This window comes from Spiroplasma endosymbiont of Nebria brevicollis (genome assembly GCF_964030895.1).
GTDB lineage: Bacteria > Bacillota_I > Bacilli_A > Mycoplasmatales > VBWQ01 > Spiroplasma_E.
Genome location: NZ_OZ034986.1, coordinates 320,357 through 339,230, shown reverse-complemented (window position 1 = coordinate 339,230; position 18,874 = coordinate 320,357). Strand labels below are relative to the sequence as shown.

The following is an 18,874-nucleotide window of genomic DNA, read 5'->3' as shown; positions in this document are numbered from 1 at the left end:
CTTTAAAAAAGTTCAGTTTCAAAACCCTTATACGATACCCACTGTTCCTTTAAAGAAAAAATAGTGTAAATTTTAATTAAATCATTACGTTTGTATTGACAATCCCATTGAGCGAATGAAGTTATTAACGAAGATATTATGTAACAACAATCAAAACTAAATAATGCTAATGGTATCGTAGGAGCAGTTGTCCATTTAGATGAAAGAAATGTACATATTCACTTTTATTCATTTCTCTTAACTGATAAAAATAAAATGCAACATACCAAGTTATTTGCTAATCGTAAAGACTTAAGTAATCGCTAACGGTCATTTTGAGATTGGTCATACGATAATATCGATTGAACGATATAAACCAAAATCACAAACTGGTGTCACTAATAAGGAATTCAAGCAATGACATTTAGAACAAAGATTGTTAATGAACCAACAAACGCTGAAATTACATAGTGAAAATCTAATTCATAAAACTATTTATGACAATTTACAAAATCAAAAAAAAGTTAATCCAAAAGTACTTGTTACTAGACATTACTAGTGAACAACGTGGTTTAATTCAAGCATGAAGTAATGCTTTAGATAATGTGCAGAAATATCACTTATCAATAAATCTAAGTAAAAATAATGATGAAAAGGCTAAATGTCAAGAACAGATTTCAGCATGAAAAGCAAAAGCAGAGAGTTTACAATCAAATTTAGCACCAATTATGTTAGTGTTAAAACAACATTTACCAAATAGATAAATATATTTTTTAAATACACAATACAAATAATAAAATCAATATTTAACTTGTTCATTGTAAAATAAATCTACAACCCAAGATTTCACTAACTAATAAAGTAAAAATAAAAAAGAACCATAAGGTTCTGAATACTGAATGGTTAATACTAACCACCAACTGGGGAGCTAATCTCCCTCGCAAGATAAACTAATATCTTACTACACACTAATAATATCATATTTAATAATTAATGTCAAAAAAATAGGAGTATTTATTTATGAGAAAAAAATGATGGGAACTTTGAAAAGGAACAGGTGTTATTGTTTGTATTCCAGGAGATGAACATAATGGTGTCCAAAGTAAACAACCTGGAATTGTTATAAAAACTCATGCAAAATATATTACTGTTCAGTTATTATCTACAACAAAAAGTAATCATGACATAGGAACGACAAATATAAATTATAAAACCCAATAACATTAGGCCTATATATTTAAAACATATTTTACCTAATCAAATCATAGGTCTTTGATATGATTATAAAAAAATCCTATTGTAATTCCTGAAGAAACTAAACTAATGAAAATAATTGTATCTAATCCCTATAACGCTTATTCTATAACATTGGAACTAAACGCATTTTTACAAATTAATGAGAATATTGAAAGTTTACAACAAGAAAATAATACTCTTAAAACGGATTTATTCAATACTAAATATCAATTACAACTTCTACAAAAAGATAAAGAATTATTTGTAAAAATTGCTAATGAGAAGTTTAGTATCCTAGAACAAAAAATTGAAAATTTGGAAAAAAAATTAACATTAATTTATTATTAACAACCCAACAACTAAATATTACATCTAAAGTCTTTAGTAAAGATATTTATTCTAAAATGTTAGATATCCATATTGCTAAGGTTAATGCCATTAATCTTATTGATTTACTTAAAGAACGTACTTAATATTTATATTGCTTTTCATTTTTTGCTGTTATATAATGGTTTTAATCTTTTGATAAAACTTAATATTTAATAATAAATAGTTTAAAAAAGGTTATAGATTTTTAAAAGGGGTGATAAAAACTATGCTATTAAATAAAGTACTTTTAATAGTACTGTCTAACAATTCAAAGTCAATATCGTACTGCTGTCACTGCTGGTGTATCATTAGAAAGTGATGCTAATTTTATTTTTTTTGATGCAAAAATTAAAATTAGTTTAAGTGGCACTATTGAAAAAACAGAAAGAAACAGTCAAAAGTTTACTATTCCCGCACAAGAAATAAAAGTACCACCACATTCGCAAATAATAGCAAAAGCATATTGAAGTCAAGTACAAATGAAACAAAAAGTTAGCATAAGTGCAGATATTTCTGGAACAGTGTCAGGAACATGTAATGTTACAAATTTAGAAACTGGTAACAAAGCAGTCTGAAATGATACTTTTCCTTTAGGTCAAACATTATATTCTTATTTTCAAGGTTATAAAACTTATTGACCAGATTGTCCTAAATCAATTACAGTAAATAAAGATGACAGTATTCATTTTGAGGGTGCATTAGAATGTTGAGGGACAGGTGCTGGCAGTTATCATGAAATAGATTTTGGTCCTTCAACGCCAATTGAAAATTAATAAGGGGGTAAAATAATGAAAATTAGAAAAATATTATCAATAATTCCACTACTTAGTTTATCATTACTAACTATTGTTAGTTGCCAAGCATGTAGTAATCAAACAGATAAAATCTCATTTTTAGATACGAATATTGCTTCTAAACTTAATTTATATGATGAGTTTGGTGAAAGTAAAATTGTTCAAGAATATGGTGTAAACCAAAATAATGAAGTTAGTTTTAATATTGATACAAATTTAACAAGTGACTATGATAAGCATAATTATAAAGAATTAAATTTTAACAATATTGCTTTTGATAATTTATTTGACAATAATAATTTTGTTTTTGCTAATGCTAAAACATTTGTTACTAATGTTTTAAAAATAAAGCATTACCATATATTGATAAAAAAGATATTACTTTTACTAAAGAATTTAATAGTACTAATCATCTACTAGCAACAACTTTTAACGATTCTATTTCATGAGCTCATAATACAAGTTACTTGGGCATAGACGCAAAAAATTTAAGCATAACACTGAATAAAAACATACAATTTAAAATATGCCAAATATATAGTGAAAAAGAAATTAAGATTATAATGCCAGGAGAATTGTTACAAAAAGATGTTGTTTATAATATTGCTTTTTTTATTGGTAAAGTATTTATTAGATCAGATATATCTATTGGAAAACGATAGTTTTATTATTTGTCAAAAACCATACCACACTTAGTTTATTTTTGAAGATAATTACTTTAATTTTTAAAAAAATAGTGAAAAACAAAAAAGGTATCAATATGACCTAAAATTTGATTTTATTGAATTTTAGGTCTTTCATTTTTTTAATTTAAGTTATCCAATAAGATAACGACAATGCAACAAGTCTCTTATCGTAATATAAACAAAATAATATATTGATTAATAAATTTGTTATAATTTTACTATAATTTATTTTGAAAAATGTTAGGAGTAAAAATATGAAAATTGGTATAATAACAGATTCATCAACTGGATTTTCACTTGAAGAAATGAAAAAATATCCTAAACTAACAGTTGTTCCGTTAATTATCAGTGACCCTAAAGGCTTAGTTTATGAAGATGATAATAAACAAATTGATAGTGACTCTATATTTCAAAAAATGATTAAAGAACACGCTCATTTAAAAACTAGTCAAACTAATCGCGCTGTCCTTGCTCAATATTGAGAACAGGCACTGACTAAATACGACAAAATTTTATTTTTACCAATTGCTGATAATGCTTCAGGTCAATATAAAAGTGCTATGGTCTTACAAACAGAAGATAATTTTAAAGATAAAGTTCATGTTTTAGAAACTGGTGCTGCTATGCTGCCCCTAAAATATATGTCACTGATCGCCCTAAAATTAGCCAAAGAACAAAAAAGCATTGATGATATTTTAAAAGCATTAACTGAATTTCGTAAAAACTACGAATGTTTCATCGCCCCTAATGACTTAAAATTTTTATCTCGCGGTGGCAGATTACCAAAAGCGAAAGCACTGATGGGAAATATTCTAAAATTTAAACCTATCTTGAAATGTAAAGAACAAATTATCATGACTAAAACAGTTAGAACGTTAAGTGGGGCCATGGATAAGATACTGGAAACTATTACTAATATTAAAAATGCAACCAAAGAAACTATTTATATTATTGATGGTTGATGTGATAAAAAAATTCTTGATATTGCGATTAGTAAAGTGCAACAATTAGGATTTACTAAATATAAGATTGAACCACTATGTAACATTTTAAAAACTCATACTGGCAACAATACAATTGGTTTCACTCTACTTCCCAATCAATGAATAACAGAAGTATAAACCAACTATATTAAAAACGGAAAGTTTAACTTTCCGTTTTTAAATACACTATCCCTTTTTAACAGGTGGAACGTATAAAGTTGTTGATAAATCATAAAATTTACCTTTAATAATATAAACAATGGTTTCACAAATATTAACTAAATGATCACCTAGGCGTTCAATATATTTTAACTGTTGCATAGCTGATGTATATTGCGAAAACTGTTCTTCATTTTTATTTTTTTTAAACATACTAACAATATTGTTCATTGCTCCACGAAAATGAACATCAATATATGCATCAAACTCAGCTGCTTCATATGCTTTTTTAATATCATTCGTATCAATCGCTTGCGCAATCAAATCCATCATAGTAAAAGTTTTTTTCATCAATCCCGCTAATTGTGAAGTTAACTTTGTTTCAGGACGATATTTAACATTAAAGACCGATATATTTTTGGCATAGTTAGAGATACGTTCTAAATCACGAATGATATTCATATAACCAATAATAGTTCTTAAATCACGAGCAAAAGGATTTTGCTGCGCAATATTTCACACAGCAGTAATCGTTAAACTTTCAGCAATATTCCTAATTTCTTTATCAGTTTGAATGATTTTTTTAGAAAAATCATAGTCACTATTTTCCATAGCCACAAGTGCATCTTCATGTTCTTTTTTAACTTCTGTTAATAAACTTAATAAATTTTGTTTTAAATTTTCAATATCTAAATCAAATCGCCGATTAATAATATTCATTATTTTCCCCCTTTGCAATACACAATTTAATTATAGTTGTTTTTAGCCAAATCTACCAGTAATATAATCCTCAGTTCTTTTATCCTTAGGACGTGAAAAGATTTTTTTTGTATCATTATATTCTATTACTTCGCCATTTAAAAAGAAAGCAGTTTTGTCAGAAATCCGTGCTGCTTGTTGCATGGAATGGGTAACAATAATAATAGTAAAATCATTTTTTAAATCATTCATTAAATCCTCAATTTTAGCAGCAGCAATGGGGTCTAGTGCCGAAGTTGGTTCATCCATTAGTAATACCTCAGGCTTTAAAGCAATAGCACGAGCAATACATAAACGTTGTTGCTGACCACCCGATAATGATAACGCTGAGTCAAACAAGTTCTTTGCTACTTCATCTCATAAAGCTGCCTTTTTTAATGAGTCTTCAACAATTTGGTTTAAGACTTTTTTATTTCTAATACCTTGGTTTCTAGGGCCATATGCGACATTGTCATAAATTGACATCGGAAAAGGATTAGGTTTTTGAAAAACCATTCCGACTTTAGTACGCAATAAAATAATATTTTTTTTATTTTCATAAATGTTTTGATTATTAAAAATAACCTCACCATTAATTTTAATACCATCAATTAAATCATTCATACGATTTAATGTCCGTAGTAATGTTGATTTTCCACAACCACTGGGTCCAATAAAGGCTGTGACTTGGTGACGAATGATATTTAAATTAATGTTAAATAACGCTTGTTTTTGACCATTATTATAAAAGAAATTTAAATTGTTGATATTAAAAACATAGCTTTCTGACGATAGTTCTTTTCCCTTTTTGCTTGATGATTTGGTTTTTATGATTGCACTATTAGTAACTACTGGTGGTTGTGCAATAACTACTGGCATTGTTGTTTGTTTTTTAAAGATATTTTTAATTTTTTTAAATAAGAATTTAATTTTAACAATTACTTTCTCATTTCACTTTTGAGCTGTTTTTTTATTTGTTGTTTGTTGTGGTGTTTGTTCTTCATTACTATTATTTTTTCCTTGATTAGTTCCATCGAGCATTTTGTTTTCACCCCCACTCCTGTTGTTAAACTTTTTTCGAAATGTTTTGCTAAGAAATTTAAGATAAAGATTAATGCCACCGTTATTAGCGCAGTTTGGTACATCATTCCTAGTTTATTAGGGTCATTTGATTCTTTATTAATTAGTAAAATATGAGTCGTTAAGGTTTGACCCGAACTTAAGAATCCTTTGTCAGGGAACCCAACCGTACTTCCTAATGTTAAGTATACTGGTGCTGATTCTCCAACAATTCTTCCCATTGATAAAATCATACTCGTAACAATCCCACCAATCGCATTAGGAATCACTACTTTTCTAATGGTTTCAAACTTACTAGCACCAAGAGCTAATGAAGCTTCACGATATTCCACAGGTACTGATTTTAGCGTATCTTCTACTGCTCTAATAATAAGTGGTAACACAACAATTGTCAACGTTAAACCTGCCGTAATGGCACTAAAACTCATTCCTAAAAAAACAATAAACAAACTAAAACCAAACATTCCAAAAATAATGGATGGCGTTGATGCTAAAGTGTTTAAAACAAATCGTAAAATACTTCCAAACTTATTATTTTTAGAATACTCATGTAAATAAATGGCGCCAATAATGCCCAATGGCATGGCAATGGTAATTGCTGTTAAGACCAATAAGCATGTCATCGCGACAATTGATAAATATCCTTCATCACTCGTTGTTTGGAATAGTGCAAGAAAATTAAAATTGAAAGTCCCACTTCCAGCAGTACCACTAATATTAAAGATCCCATTAATAATAATATCACCAATAATTCAAATAATTAAACCCATAGTAATAAAACAAGAAATGCTCATGAAAAAAATCCGAACATAATCTTTAAAATGTTTTCACTGACGGTTTTTAATACTTTTTTCATGAATACTATTAGTCAGTTGCTGATTAGATAACTTTGAAGTTTTTAAATGATAGTTACGAGGTTTATGATGACCTTTTAATTTCTTTTCTGTACGTTTATAAATTAATAATACTACTACATTAATAACTGAAACAATAATAAATAAAAATAAACCAATTCCATATAATGCAGATATTTGTTGAGAACTAACAGCCTCACCGATTTCTAGTCCGATTACCCCTGCTAATGTGGAGACGGAACTGAAAATAAATCCTAAGGGACCATCTTTAAAACCAGGAACTAAAGTACTATTACCAGCAATCATAACAACGGCCATCGTTTCACCAATTACGCGACCAAAACCAAAAATAACTGCTCCAATAATCTTAGGAAGCGCTGCTTTAAAAACCACTTTAAAACTAGTATGAGTACGACTAATACCCAAAGCTAATGATGCATAACGATACGACTTAGGAACACTATTAATAGCATTCACAGATAAAGAAATAATAGTTGGTAGTGCCATCATTGATAAGATAAAACTAGCAGTCATCATATTTTCTTTAGTTGGAGCACCCATTTTGACAAAAATGGGGCCAATGGTCATTAATCCAAATGCACCAAAGACCACAGAAGGAATCCCTGATAATAACTCAACTAACGTTAAAGTTACTTTTTTTAATCGTCGTGGTAAAAATTCACAAATAAATAATGAGGTTAATAAACTTAATGGTACAGCAATCAACATCGAAATTAATGCTACTCAAAATGTTGCTACTACAAAGGCAATCACACCAAAGTTATTGCTACTAGGTAACCATTTGCTGCTGCCCAACATTTTTAATCAGGTCAAAAAATTCATATCGCTAAATGTTTGACCAACAACAAAACCAATTAATAACGCAAGAACAATTAAGGCTAATGATGATAAACCTAAAATCGTAATTTTAACAATTAAATCTTGGATATGTTTTTTTTGTTCACTGATGATAACATTTTTTACTTCATAATTTTTATTAAAACGATTGAAAGTTATTTTGTGTCAAAAGTTTTGAAAAGATTTGGGCTTCATTGACTATACCTCTTATATTACAGGATTTGATGGGGATGGTGTATGGTGGGGGTGTAACCACGCATATAACTTATCATTGACACCACTAGGGTCATCATCTCATGGCACTGCTGCTTGGGCATAGTTGTCTTCATTAAAAGCAGTATCAACAATATTATGATTGGGATTTGATGGGTCAAATAAGAACTTTAAAAATTTAACTAATGTATTCATTTGTTTATATTTTGTATTAATTAAACCAGTAAATGGTCGTGCTAAAGTATAAGTTTTATTTTTAATAGTATCTAAACTTGGAGTAACATTGCCTCAATCACCCATACGAACATTGGTAAATAAAGGATTACTAATTAACTGTTTTTTATCAGAATAAGAACTATAACCAATCCCACCAGGTGCCATATTAAACATTTGTGTACTTGAATTGACAGTTGTGGCTTGGGGATAATATGCAGCTTTATTACCTAATACTTTTTCATTAAAAACATCACGTGTTCCTGAACCGTTTTCACGAGTATAAGTTAGAACTTTTAAAGTTGAAGTTGGTTTAATTCATCCCTGTTTATCTTGTTGAATAGGATCTTGCGGTTTGGGAAATAAATCTTTTCAATAAACATTACTGTTTGTTAAATACATTTTTTTAACAATTGTTTGGTTAAAATTTAATGGTATATTATTACCCAATTCAGAAGGTGGTAAATTATAAACTAAAATCATACCATCAAGTGATAACACAAAACTAATCTGGTTTGGATTAGTAGTAGTATACTCTTTTGATAATCAACCAATCCCAAACATACCTTTTTCAACAGGAATAATGGCTGCATCAGAGCCTAAACTATTATATGTGAAGTCAGCATCTTTATGATTTTCCGTATAATCAGCCATTAAAGTATTCATTAACGGCGAGACAGAAGTCGAGCCCCCCATAATAAAATAGGGTTTATTATTAACAAATGTGACAATAACAATAATAAGCATTGTTATAATCCATAATGAACCTAAAATTCGTTTTTGCCACATATATATTCACCTAAACTTTGAACTTTAATTATTATATAAACGTATTATAACAAGATAATTAACAAAAATTAAAAAAAATATTACATTTTTTCAATTCATTAATAAACTTAAAGTATGCTTTTGTATAAAATAAATCGTAAAAAAATAAAAATGATAAAATAGGCATAACTAATTATCATATTTTTAAACTACTAAATTATTATATTAGATAAATTTTGTACAGGAGGATAAAAATGAATAAAGTATATAAAAATTGTCAAAGTTGTAATATGTCTATTAAGAAAGATAATGATAAAGGAATAGAGTGAGATAAGTCACTAAGTACTATTTATTGTAAAAATTGTTATGATGCTGGTAAATTTAGACAACCAAGTATTACTGTTAGAGAGATGCAAGAACAAGTTTATAATATGATGAAAAAACACATCCCATCATTTTTAAGTTTTTTGGTAAATCATATATTGCAAAAATACCATTTCTATTACGATGAAACCCCAACCTTATTGATAATTAAAAATGTTAGGAATTAGTTCCTAACATTTTTATACTCACATAATTCTAAAGACTAAAAGCAATTATTATTTACTATTACCTAAAGCATTATTTCTCTTTAAAGTTTTTAAAGTACGAACACTAATCATTAAAGTTTTTCCACCAATTTTTACTGGTTGCAAGTTTGGGTTTCATTTTCTTTTAGAAGAGTTCATTGCGTGTGAACGCGTATTTCCAGAAAGCGGTCCAATACCACTTAACGCACATTTTCTTGCCATAGTTATTTCTCCTTATTAATGTTTTAACTAATTAATAATATCATATTTATTTACAATTTAGTAAAAAATAAATAAATTTCTTTTTAACTCTTACTACTGTACAAAAGCATAAGCAATAAAATAACCAATAAATAAAACATCAAGCATATAAGTAATGATATGAACATCCTTATATTTCTTGTTAACTAATACTGTTAAAGTATAAGCCAAATAACCAATAGCAATCCCATTAGTAATTGAATAAGTGATAATCATCGTAATAATTGTGAAGAAAGCAGCAATACTAATTTCAGGAATTATTCATTCAATATCTTTTAATTGTTTTATCATTAAACTACCAACAAAAATTAAAGAAGAACCAGATATACAAGGCGTAATCAGTTTAAATAATGGATATAAAACAATAGCAACTAAAAACATGATTGCTATTATTAATGATGAAAAACCAGTTCTTGCTCCTTGAGCAACACCAGTTGATGACTCAACATAAGTAGTAATTGGCGAACAACCAATTAAACTACCAGTAAGTGTAACAAAAGAATCAGCCATTAAAGCATTTTTCTTTAATTGATATTAATACCAGTTTGGTCACTAATTTGATGAGAAATTGAAAATAAAGTACCTGTGGTATCAAAGAAAGATACGAATAAAAACACGAATATAGCAATATACATTGTTGGTGACATTCAAATCTTAGGATTACTAATAGCATTATAAGTATTACTAAAATTAATTTTTCATGAACTAAAATCACTATAACTTCAATTTGTTCAATGGGCAAAATTTTCTTTAATAAAATCACTTTTCCCAACATTACCAATGATTAAAGATATTACTAAACCACACCACATAGGATGGCAATAGCAATAGCACCAGGTATTTTTTTAAAATACAAAATAAAAATTAAACTTAAAATAGCAACTCCTATTAATATTAATGGTCAAGTATTTTTTAACTGTGACAGTGAAGCAATTGGTAAACCACTATCAGTAGAACTTACTAAACCAATATCTTTAAAACCAATGTAAGCAATAAAAAACCAATTCCAGCACCAATCGCTAATTTCATTGATTGTGGTATTGATTGAATAATTAATATTCTAATTTTAGTAGCTGATACTAAACAAAATAAAAGCGAAGAAATCATTACGGCAATTAAAGCACCTTCATAGCCAATACCGTTCTTTGCAACATTAAAGGTAAACACGGCATTTAAACCCATACTTGGCGCTAATCCAACAGGCATATTAGCAGATAGTCCCATAATCGTTGTTCCACAACAAAGGTAGCAATTGCCGTGGCAATAAAGATACCACCAAAGTTCATATTTCCATTAGTTGGGTTAATACTTGGTGATTGTGAAAGAATACTTGGTTGTACTGATAAAATATAGACCATAGCTAAAAAGGTTGTTAAACCACCAATGATTTCTTTTTTAAAAGTAGCATTAACACTATCAAATTTAAAAAATTTACTAATTTGTTTTTTATAAAACATTTTGTCCTCCTAATCTTTATAAAAATAAAAATCAACATTTCCTTAGAAGTAATGTTGATTTATTTATGAAAAAAATTCATAAATAAACCCATAGTGTTTAAATTTTTGGTTAAACGTAGATACACTAGTCCATATTACTAGTTTATAAGGGTACTGTTGTTTAGATTTTATAGTTATTTTATACTACATAAATATTTTAAAGTCAATAAGTGGGATTAAAGGAAATAAAAAACATATAGATATTCATTTTTATTATAAAACAAATAAAATAGCCTATTAAAGTTTAATAGGCTAAAATGATTTTAGTAATTATTTTTTATTAGTTATATTAGTATTGCTAACATAAGTATTTCCAGCATTAAATCCTTCATTAATTAATTTTTGTCAATCTGCTTGATATTTTTCATCAACAGTTGATTTTAAAATAATTTTAATTGTTACTGGTACATTTTCGCTAATATCTACTTTTGTTTTATCATCACTGCTAATTTCTTTACCTTTGTACCATACTGCAAAATCAGCAATGGCAGCAGCACTATCATCTTTACTTAATTGATAAGTACTTTTTAAATAACTATGAAGATTATCAAAAATTGCTTTTCCTGTAGTTGCATCTTGAATGGCAAAATCACTTTTAATAACTCCAAAATAAACATTAGTATTTAATGATGGCATGTTAGTTACACCAGAAATAACAGCAGCAAGTGGATCATGACCTAAGAAGCTTTTTGATCCAGGCAATCAACTAACATTAGCTGATGCACTATTAGTTTTATCAGGCAGTGTAACGACTAAATAATCATTTACTTCTTCATTACTAAATGATTTTAATTGTGTTTGATTTTGGTCAATAATTGCTTGTTTTATTGTTGCTAAATCAGTACTTGCGGGTTTTTTCAAATCAATAGTTTTAATTGCATTATCAATGCTTATACGATTATCAACATTAATATTAAAATTAAAAGTTACCTTATTACTAAAAACTTTATGTAAAGGATTCTTTGTAGGATTAGCATCAATAGTTAATTGATTTTTATCAAAATTTATTATACCGTCTACAAATTGAACTCCTGCAACTAAATCAGTAAATTCTTGTAATAAACGATTAGCATCACCAATATATTCTATTAAAAATGCCTTAATTGCTAATGCAGAACCTGATTCTTGAAATTCATCTATTAATTTTTGTGGTAAATAAACATCACCAAGATCGGTATTAGTAAAAATTTGAGCAATATCAAGATTTTTATTTAAAATTACTGGAATATCTGTTCCTTGATATTGCGATCCTGGTTTTGCTGTAATTGTAGCTGATGTTGCAACAGTATCTTGATTAGATAATGTAACTGTAACATCTTGTAAAGTTAAATTTAAACCATTTAAAGCATTAACTCCATCTAAAACATCTTGTTCCTTGATTTTTGTAGGATTAGGAAATATTCCTTCTAAATTTCTACTAGCATAGACATTTTTTACCGTAATTAATTTTGCTAAATCTTTTGAGTCAATACTATTAAAAATAACATTTAATGTCCCTTTTTTAAAATTAGTATCATATTGATCAGCATTAATAATAGCTGTTTTATTAGTAATATTTGTTATTTTTAATGTATCATCTTTAATATTAGGATTCTGTTTTTGAAAAGCAGCTAAGATATGACTAGCATCATTTTTAATATTACCTAAGTTAGTAACTTTAACTTCATGATATAAGAATGGTAATTTACTTTGATCTGCAGGGTTTAATTGTGGTTTAGAACATGCAACAACATTTGTTGTTGTTATACTTCCTAAAGTTAGTACACCTAAAAGGCTTAATAATTTTCTCATGATTGTTTTCTCCCTTTATTTAACATTTATTTTGCGATTTGGAACTTTAGTGTAATATGACCACTATAATATTGCGAATCTTTAATAGCACTAAGTTCAGCACTGTCGTTTGTTGGATTAGTAATATTTAAATTATTAACAATTTCTGCTAATAAGTCAAGTTGAGTAACGAAATTTCTAATAATAACATACATCAATATTGTATATTGACGATTATCAGGAATATTTCCTAACTCTGGAGTTTTTATTACTGACTTAAGGTCAGTTGGATATTGCGGTGATTTTTTTAGTTTAACAGTAAAATTAACTGTAATCGAACCATAAAAATAAGGTTCTTGAATAGAACTAGCAGGACTAATTAAAGTCGCTGTACCATTAATTGGACTATCATAATTGGGTTTGCCATCAGTTTTAATTTCAATATGATTTAAATATTCATCAGCAATTTCATTAATTTTACTTACTAAGTTCATATTCTTAAAAACACAAGCAATTAAGATCGTTTTATCATTAATATCATCAATTTGATTTAAATTAGCAATATTCATATTATCAGCAATATGATGAGAACTAGTAATAGTAATTATAAAATTAGCATCACCTGGTAAAGTAATAATGTTTGACTTAACTTCAAAAGTATATTGAGCATTACGATTTAAATCAAAAGCATTTAAATCAGTAATTACTTTTCCATCTTTAGTTCCTGTTCGAATAGTGGCTGTTTCAGCTGCTCATGGACTATCTTGTAATTTATTTTTAATTGCTAAAAATAAACTAGCAACAGTATCATAATCTTTAATGTTCATAGAAGCAAAGTCAACACCTTGAAATCCAGTAACTTCAATTGGAATTTGAGGTGGTGGAATTGGAATATTGTCTCAATTTGGTTCATTACTACATGCTGTAACATTTAACATAACAGGAGTACTAACAATAAATATTGATAGTACTTTTAACATTTTTTTCATTAATTATCAACTCCTTTAAATCTCAGTAATAATGTCTAAACTATTAACTTTAGTCATAATTTTTCAACTCATTAAATAAGCTAAAGCATATAATAAATAACTAATAGCAATAGAAATAAATGGTAATCACCATTTCATAATTAAAGGAATAACAATCGCATTATGCAATAAGAAACTGGCACCAAATAATAATAAACCTCACCCTAGAATAAAACCAATGATGGTTGTTAAAACAACAATTGGAAAATAAATTCCTAATACTAATTTAGTAATAGATTTATTACTATATCCTAAAACTTTCATTGTTGAAATAACTTTTAAATTCTCAGCAATAATGACATTACTTGTTAAAATAATTATCAATAAAGCAAGCGAACAAGCAATAGTAATTACAACAAATAAGATAGTATTAATAATTTGATAAATATGTTCTAAGATTCCTTGTGCTGTTGTTATTGGTAATAAATTATTAACACTACTAATCTTATAAGCATTATATTGGTTACCACTAATATCACTGCCTCCAACTAAACCATTAACTGAGTAATCACCATAAACTTGACTAGTACTAATGCCATTAGTTAAATCATCAATGGCATTAGATTGTGATAATTTATAATTAAAAACAGGATATTCGTTATTAAAGATTTGTTGTCATATGCGAATAGTTGAATCATTACTGTTAATAAAATCATTATATTTTGCTGGGTAATCAGCTAGATTAGGAGCTACAAAACCACCACTATTTAAAGCCTGAACTTGGGATTTAACGGTTTGTGAAGCACTAACATCGTATGGTTTAGTTCATTCTTTTAAGAATGTTTGAAATAAAGTAGGTTTAATTTCGTTATAGCCTGTTACTTTTTCTGCTTGTGTTTCTTTAACTCAAGCTTTATTATCACCATACTGATTAGTAATTCCTTTCACAACATAAGTATTATTAGCAAGTACTTTTTCACTATTAATTATTAAAGAACCTGATGAAGCATCTTTTTCTACTGAAGTAGCTGTTACTGGAGTTGGATTTGTTGGATCAATATTTGATTTTAAAACAAAATCTTGATTATTATTAATAATATCTTTATTAATTCAATTGACATTATAGTTCTGATGACTACCTGATAAAGTGCTATATAAGTATTTACTATTAGTGTAACTATTATTACCTAGTGGATCATTTGCACTTAGTTTTCTCGTATCCCAACTATTTGGATTAATTACTTGATTGTTTTGTTTTAAAACATTACGCGATTGGTTTAAACTAATAGTTTGACCAACTGTAACATTTAATAATTTAGCTAAACTAGCATTAAGAATAACCCCATTATCATTACTATTATATAGTTGTGATAATAAGTCATCACTATTATTGTTAGTTAATTTTTGGGTTTTACTATTTTGTTTAATCCCATAAACTTTAAAATTTTGGTTACGACAACTAGCATTAAAGTAAGTACCTAAATCATCGCTAACAGGATTATAAGGAACAACACCAAATAAAATATTGTAATTAGCATTTGGATTTTTAAAATTCTGAGCAATTGCTGCTCGTAAACTATCAGGTGCTTGACTATAAATCCCTTGAATAAATCCTTGTTCAATATTATCAATGAAATAAGCCTTATATCAATTATAAATATCATAGGTTAACTTTTCTACTGTATCATAACCAGCAACTGGATCACTAACAATTTGACTAAAAGGTGTATAAATATTATTCTCATCTGTTAAATGACCATCTGTTAAATCATTACCAGGAAGAATGCCTTTATTAAGGTATTCAGCATTTGTAAAAAAATCATTAGGATTCTCATTAATTTTAATTGTACTTTTATCAGAGGAAAAATACTTTGGATTTTGGAGATCTAAACCAATAGTAGTACGATATTTTAAATAAAAACTTCTCAATAAATCTAATTGTTTAACATTTTTTTGAGCATCGAGATAAGTTCCAACAATTGTTTCAACTGATGATTTATTATTAAAATTATCTAAACCCATACTATGATAATCACTTCAAATGCTACTAATAATAATTGGTGTTAAGATTTGTGATGTTTGGGGGATAGTAATTTTATTACTAGTTAAATATTGTTTGCTAATATTTTTATATAATAAACTAGTTAAATCAGTGGCATTAAAAGTTGGACTGTAAGTTTCACTATTGATTTTCCCTGTTTGATATTGATTCATTAATTGATCTAAATTATCAATCATGTTGGTATTACCATCTGCAAAGTGCATATAATAACTATTATTATTAATAGTTCATGCTGGTTGTGATGGATCATAGGTTTTATAAAAACTAGTTGGAATATTATAGGTTGGATTATAGTATTCAATCTTGGTTTGATAATTATCACCTATATATGAATATTTCAAATTATCTTGTAAAATCATGGGAATTGTGGTTGTTGCTGCTATTAAAGCAGCAACAACAATCATTGTTAATGACACTCCTGTCATTTTCCCAATTGAATTACTAAATAAAGCGGCTTTAAAACGACTATTAAAATTATTTTTAAAAGTCATTTTCTTTTTAATTTTTTGTTTAATCATAAAAGTAGCATTAATCACATCACCATTAATCATTACCACTGGATTTTTCAACATCATGATAGCACAAGTAATCGTAGTAACTAAACTTAATAAAATAAAGATAGCAAAAACACAAACTATTAAAGAAGTTATAGTAAAAACAAATGGTTGAAAAACAAAATTAAAATAATTTTGAAAGAACATTATTACTAATTGTTGTGATGCTAAACCAATTACATATCCACTAATTCCTCCAATTAAAGCAATCATTAGCGGATAACTAAAATAACTTAAAATAATATTATGTTTATGATAACCAAGACTTCTTAAAATTCCATTTTGAACTCTTGTGTTTTCAATTTGTTTTTTTAATACCAGCACTAAAGCAAAAACTGATAATAATAAAGTTGTAATAATAATTAAATACGAACCTAAAGTAAAAGCTTTTAAAGTTGTTTCTAAAAATGTAATTCGACTTGCTAAAGGATACTCGCTATCATCTTTATATGTTGCTAAAGGATGATTAGCATCACCAATTTTCACAAAATGTGAACCTAATTTAATGTTGTCAATTTCAGCATTTGAATTAAGCAATTGCTTAATTCTAGTACTTGCTACTTCTGGATTTTTATTATAGTAAAACTTACCAACATAATAAACTTCACGATCACTAGAACTAGATGTTACTAATCGTTGATTAGGATTAGTGCTAATAATATCAACTTTAGATCCATCAAGTAAAGTAATAGTTTTTTGTTCTAATCCAAATAAAATTGGATCAAGATAAACTAAACCTTGATTTTTCATATCAGGAATAAGATGAAAAGCATCAATAATTGGTGTGATTAAATCAGCTGAAGCACCAAATCCAACAACACGAAATCAATTAGCACTGGCGTAAGGTGAATTAGGTAATCATTGGTTAATATCTTGATTTTGATATTTACTAATATCAAGATCATTTTTAATTAAAATGGAATTACCATAATTATCACTTTGTAATCTAATAATATCATTAATCTTAATGTTATTATTAGCAGCAAATTTAGGATTTAAATAAACTCACCGTTCTGAATAACGATTAACAGCTTGCTGGTATTTACTTCATAAACTTAAAGGCATTCCTTGTGTCACAATAAACTTATCAGTTTGTTGTTCTGGATTTAAAGTAACAGCTTTTAAAATTTTTTGATTATTATTACCAACATAAAAAGTTCTTGCTTCTACTCGCTCATAAGCAAAACTATCTATAGCATTATTGGTTTTTAATTTTTGATTAATATCATCAAGTACTGCATTTTGATGTTCTTCTAAACTACTGACATTACTAAAGTTATCTTTACCATCAACAACATAACTAGTATTAGAAAAATCAACAATAAAATCGTGTTGATTACTTTGTTCAGCAGAAATAAAATCATTATAACTATTAGTAACACGAGTTTTAGAAGTTTCAATAATACTAAAAACTAGTGAAGTTAAAAAAACTAAAATAACTAAACTAACTAGTTGAATTTTATTTTTGGTTGTATTTTTAAAGTTATTTTTAAATAACAATTTAATTTTAATCATATAATTCTCCCTATTTTTAAAACGATTGGACTGTTAAAAACAGGGATAATTCCAGGAGCGCAGGCCTTTTTAGTATTATTTAGTTTTTGTGATTTACGGAAAATTTCTAATCATTGTAAAGTATTAACTAAAATATAATTTACTTTAAAATTATTAATTAATTTTAAAGTAAATGATTTTAAATTAAATAACATTTTTAGTTTTATTTTCTTTATTAAAATCAAAAATAGTTGAAATGACTTTTTAATTGAAATATTAATTTTTATTTTTTTATATAATTTATTAATAAAATTAGAAAAATTTACTAAAAAAGTATAAAATATTACGCTTAATAGTAATACTACTAAATTAATAATTAGAAAACTTCTAATCAGTGGCGATAGAGTTTGTGATATATTATTAATAAAAGAAATTTTTAAAAATAAAATAATTATTGAATGAACTAGTAAAATAATTAAAACTATTAATAAGAAATAATTCAATTTACCTTTGATTTGTAAGTCTTTTTTTATTTTTAAGGACAACATTTTAATTTTTTGGTTAATTTTTGATAAATAAACTAAAAAAACTACAATAAAAATCATACTAACAATTAAATAAACACTATTTAATTCACTAATAATTTTTAAAACATTGTTTTCATCATAACAGTGGATAATACTAACTTTACAAACAAAATAAATAATGCTTAAACTTATACAAGTATAAAAGAGAGTTTTAGAAAATTTAAAATTACTTTTAATCATTAT

At 27.0% G+C, this 18,874-nt stretch carries 22 protein-coding genes and 1 riboswitch; of the genes, 9 read left to right on the top strand and 13 right to left on the bottom strand.

Translation table 4 applies throughout. From position 1 onward, the window contains the following. The first annotated feature begins 174 nt into the window (after nt 1-174). From AAHM98_RS08995 to AAHM98_RS01925, 7 genes are all read left to right on the top strand, one after another. The gene (locus AAHM98_RS08995) at nt 175-306 is read left to right on the top strand and encodes a plasmid recombination protein (protein ID WP_425289600.1); all 132 of its coding nucleotides are present in this window, start codon (nt 175-177) and stop codon (nt 304-306) included. A 212-nt stretch (nt 307-518) separates the two neighbouring features. After that, nucleotides 519-743: a hypothetical protein gene (locus AAHM98_RS01950; protein WP_342276827.1), complete on the top strand. Its 225-nt coding sequence runs from the start codon at nt 519-521 to the stop codon at nt 741-743. A 256-nt stretch (nt 744-999) separates the two neighbouring features. Beyond that, complete coding sequence (locus AAHM98_RS01945; protein WP_342276826.1) at nt 1,000-1,200, top strand: hypothetical protein; 201 nt, start codon at nt 1,000-1,002, stop codon at nt 1,198-1,200. A gap of 102 nt (nt 1,201-1,302) precedes the next feature. Then, entirely contained in the window at nt 1,303-1,563 is a 261-nt protein-coding gene (locus AAHM98_RS01940) for a hypothetical protein (protein WP_342276825.1), read from the top strand. Nucleotides 1,564-1,850: 287 nt separating this feature from the next. Continuing rightward, nucleotides 1,851-2,357, top strand: coding sequence for an ETX/MTX2 family pore-forming toxin (locus AAHM98_RS01935; protein ID WP_342277245.1), 507 nt, complete (start codon nt 1,851-1,853; stop codon nt 2,355-2,357). A 15-nt stretch (nt 2,358-2,372) separates the two neighbouring features. Further along, nucleotides 2,373-2,798 carry a hypothetical protein gene (locus AAHM98_RS01930; RefSeq protein WP_342276824.1) on the top strand — a complete coding sequence of 142 codons (426 nt, stop codon included), beginning with the start codon at nt 2,373-2,375 and terminating at the stop codon, nt 2,796-2,798. A 520-nt stretch (nt 2,799-3,318) separates the two neighbouring features. Beyond that, nucleotides 3,319-4,185, top strand: coding sequence for a DegV family protein (locus tag AAHM98_RS01925; protein WP_342276823.1), 867 nt, complete (start codon nt 3,319-3,321; stop codon nt 4,183-4,185). A gap of 48 nt (nt 4,186-4,233) precedes the next feature. Here the strand turns inward: AAHM98_RS01925 and phoU are convergent, their stop codons facing one another. The 4 genes from phoU to AAHM98_RS01905 are packed head-to-tail and all read right to left on the bottom strand — an operon-like array spanning nt 4,234 to nt 8,951. Then, on the bottom strand, nt 4,234-4,926 hold the full coding sequence (gene phoU / locus AAHM98_RS01920) for a phosphate signaling complex protein PhoU (RefSeq protein ID WP_342276822.1): 693 nt from the start codon (nt 4,924-4,926) through the stop codon (nt 4,234-4,236). Nucleotides 4,927-4,968: 42 nt separating this feature from the next. Continuing rightward, nucleotides 4,969-5,823 (bottom strand): phosphate ABC transporter ATP-binding protein PstB, encoded by an 855-nt coding sequence (pstB, locus tag AAHM98_RS01915; RefSeq protein ID WP_425289599.1) that lies wholly within the window; start codon nt 5,821-5,823, stop codon nt 4,969-4,971. 59 nt (nt 5,824-5,882) lie between these two features. Next, entirely contained in the window at nt 5,883-7,931 is a 2,049-nt protein-coding gene (pstA, locus tag AAHM98_RS01910) for a phosphate ABC transporter permease PstA (RefSeq protein ID WP_342276821.1), read from the bottom strand. A gap of 12 nt (nt 7,932-7,943) precedes the next feature. After that, nucleotides 7,944-8,951, bottom strand: coding sequence for a PstS family phosphate ABC transporter substrate-binding protein (locus AAHM98_RS01905; protein WP_342276820.1), 1,008 nt, complete (start codon nt 8,949-8,951; stop codon nt 7,944-7,946). Between the two features lie 233 nt (nt 8,952-9,184). Here AAHM98_RS01905 and AAHM98_RS01900 point away from each other — a divergent pair, with 233 nt between their 5' ends. Continuing rightward, nucleotides 9,185-9,481, top strand: a complete 297-nt coding sequence (locus AAHM98_RS01900; RefSeq protein WP_342276819.1) for a zinc ribbon domain-containing protein — start codon at nt 9,185-9,187, stop codon at nt 9,479-9,481. A 48-nt stretch (nt 9,482-9,529) separates the two neighbouring features. Here the strand turns inward: AAHM98_RS01900 and rpmB are convergent, their stop codons facing one another. The 3 genes from rpmB to AAHM98_RS01885 form a co-directional block, all read right to left on the bottom strand. Next, complete coding sequence (rpmB, locus tag AAHM98_RS01895) at nt 9,530-9,721, bottom strand: 50S ribosomal protein L28 (RefSeq protein WP_342276818.1); 192 nt, start codon at nt 9,719-9,721, stop codon at nt 9,530-9,532. Between the two features lie 93 nt (nt 9,722-9,814). Then, the gene (locus tag AAHM98_RS01890) at nt 9,815-10,270 is read right to left on the bottom strand and encodes a solute carrier family 23 protein (protein WP_342276817.1); all 456 of its coding nucleotides are present in this window, start codon (nt 10,268-10,270) and stop codon (nt 9,815-9,817) included. A 14-nt stretch (nt 10,271-10,284) separates the two neighbouring features. Continuing rightward, entirely contained in the window at nt 10,285-10,572 is a 288-nt protein-coding gene (locus AAHM98_RS01885) for a hypothetical protein (protein WP_342276816.1), read from the bottom strand. Nucleotides 10,573-10,575: 3 nt separating this feature from the next. Here AAHM98_RS01885 and AAHM98_RS01880 point away from each other — a divergent pair, with 3 nt between their 5' ends. Then, nucleotides 10,576-10,749, top strand: coding sequence for a hypothetical protein (locus AAHM98_RS01880; protein WP_342276815.1), 174 nt, complete (start codon nt 10,576-10,578; stop codon nt 10,747-10,749). On the opposite strand, the gene AAHM98_RS01875 is transcribed toward AAHM98_RS01880, so the two are convergent. The 6 genes from AAHM98_RS01875 to AAHM98_RS01850 form a co-directional block, all read right to left on the bottom strand. Then, complete coding sequence (locus tag AAHM98_RS01875) at nt 10,721-10,966, bottom strand: hypothetical protein (RefSeq protein WP_342276814.1); 246 nt, start codon at nt 10,964-10,966, stop codon at nt 10,721-10,723. The genes AAHM98_RS01880 and AAHM98_RS01875 overlap by 29 nt on opposite strands. Then, entirely contained in the window at nt 10,951-11,217 is a 267-nt protein-coding gene (locus tag AAHM98_RS01870) for a hypothetical protein (protein ID WP_342276813.1), read from the bottom strand. The genes AAHM98_RS01875 and AAHM98_RS01870 overlap by 16 nt, the downstream gene beginning before the upstream one ends. Before the next feature lie 71 nt (nt 11,218-11,288). Next, a riboswitch (purine riboswitch) is annotated at nt 11,289-11,387 on the bottom strand. A gap of 139 nt (nt 11,388-11,526) precedes the next feature. Further along, nucleotides 11,527-13,047, bottom strand: coding sequence for a lipoprotein (locus AAHM98_RS01865; RefSeq protein WP_342276812.1), 1,521 nt, complete (start codon nt 13,045-13,047; stop codon nt 11,527-11,529). A 26-nt stretch (nt 13,048-13,073) separates the two neighbouring features. Continuing rightward, nucleotides 13,074-14,015 carry a hypothetical protein gene (locus AAHM98_RS01860; protein ID WP_342276811.1) on the bottom strand — a complete coding sequence of 314 codons (942 nt, stop codon included), beginning with the start codon at nt 14,013-14,015 and terminating at the stop codon, nt 13,074-13,076. Between the two features lie 15 nt (nt 14,016-14,030). Next, a complete protein-coding gene (locus tag AAHM98_RS01855) occupies nt 14,031-18,125 on the bottom strand; it encodes an ABC transporter permease (RefSeq protein ID WP_342276810.1) in 4,095 nt (1,364 codons plus the stop codon). Then, a complete protein-coding gene (locus tag AAHM98_RS01850) occupies nt 18,059-18,871 on the bottom strand; it encodes a hypothetical protein (protein ID WP_342276809.1) in 813 nt (270 codons plus the stop codon). Before AAHM98_RS01850 ends, AAHM98_RS01855 begins: the two co-directional genes overlap by 67 nt. Nucleotides 18,872-18,874 lie beyond the last annotated feature (3 nt).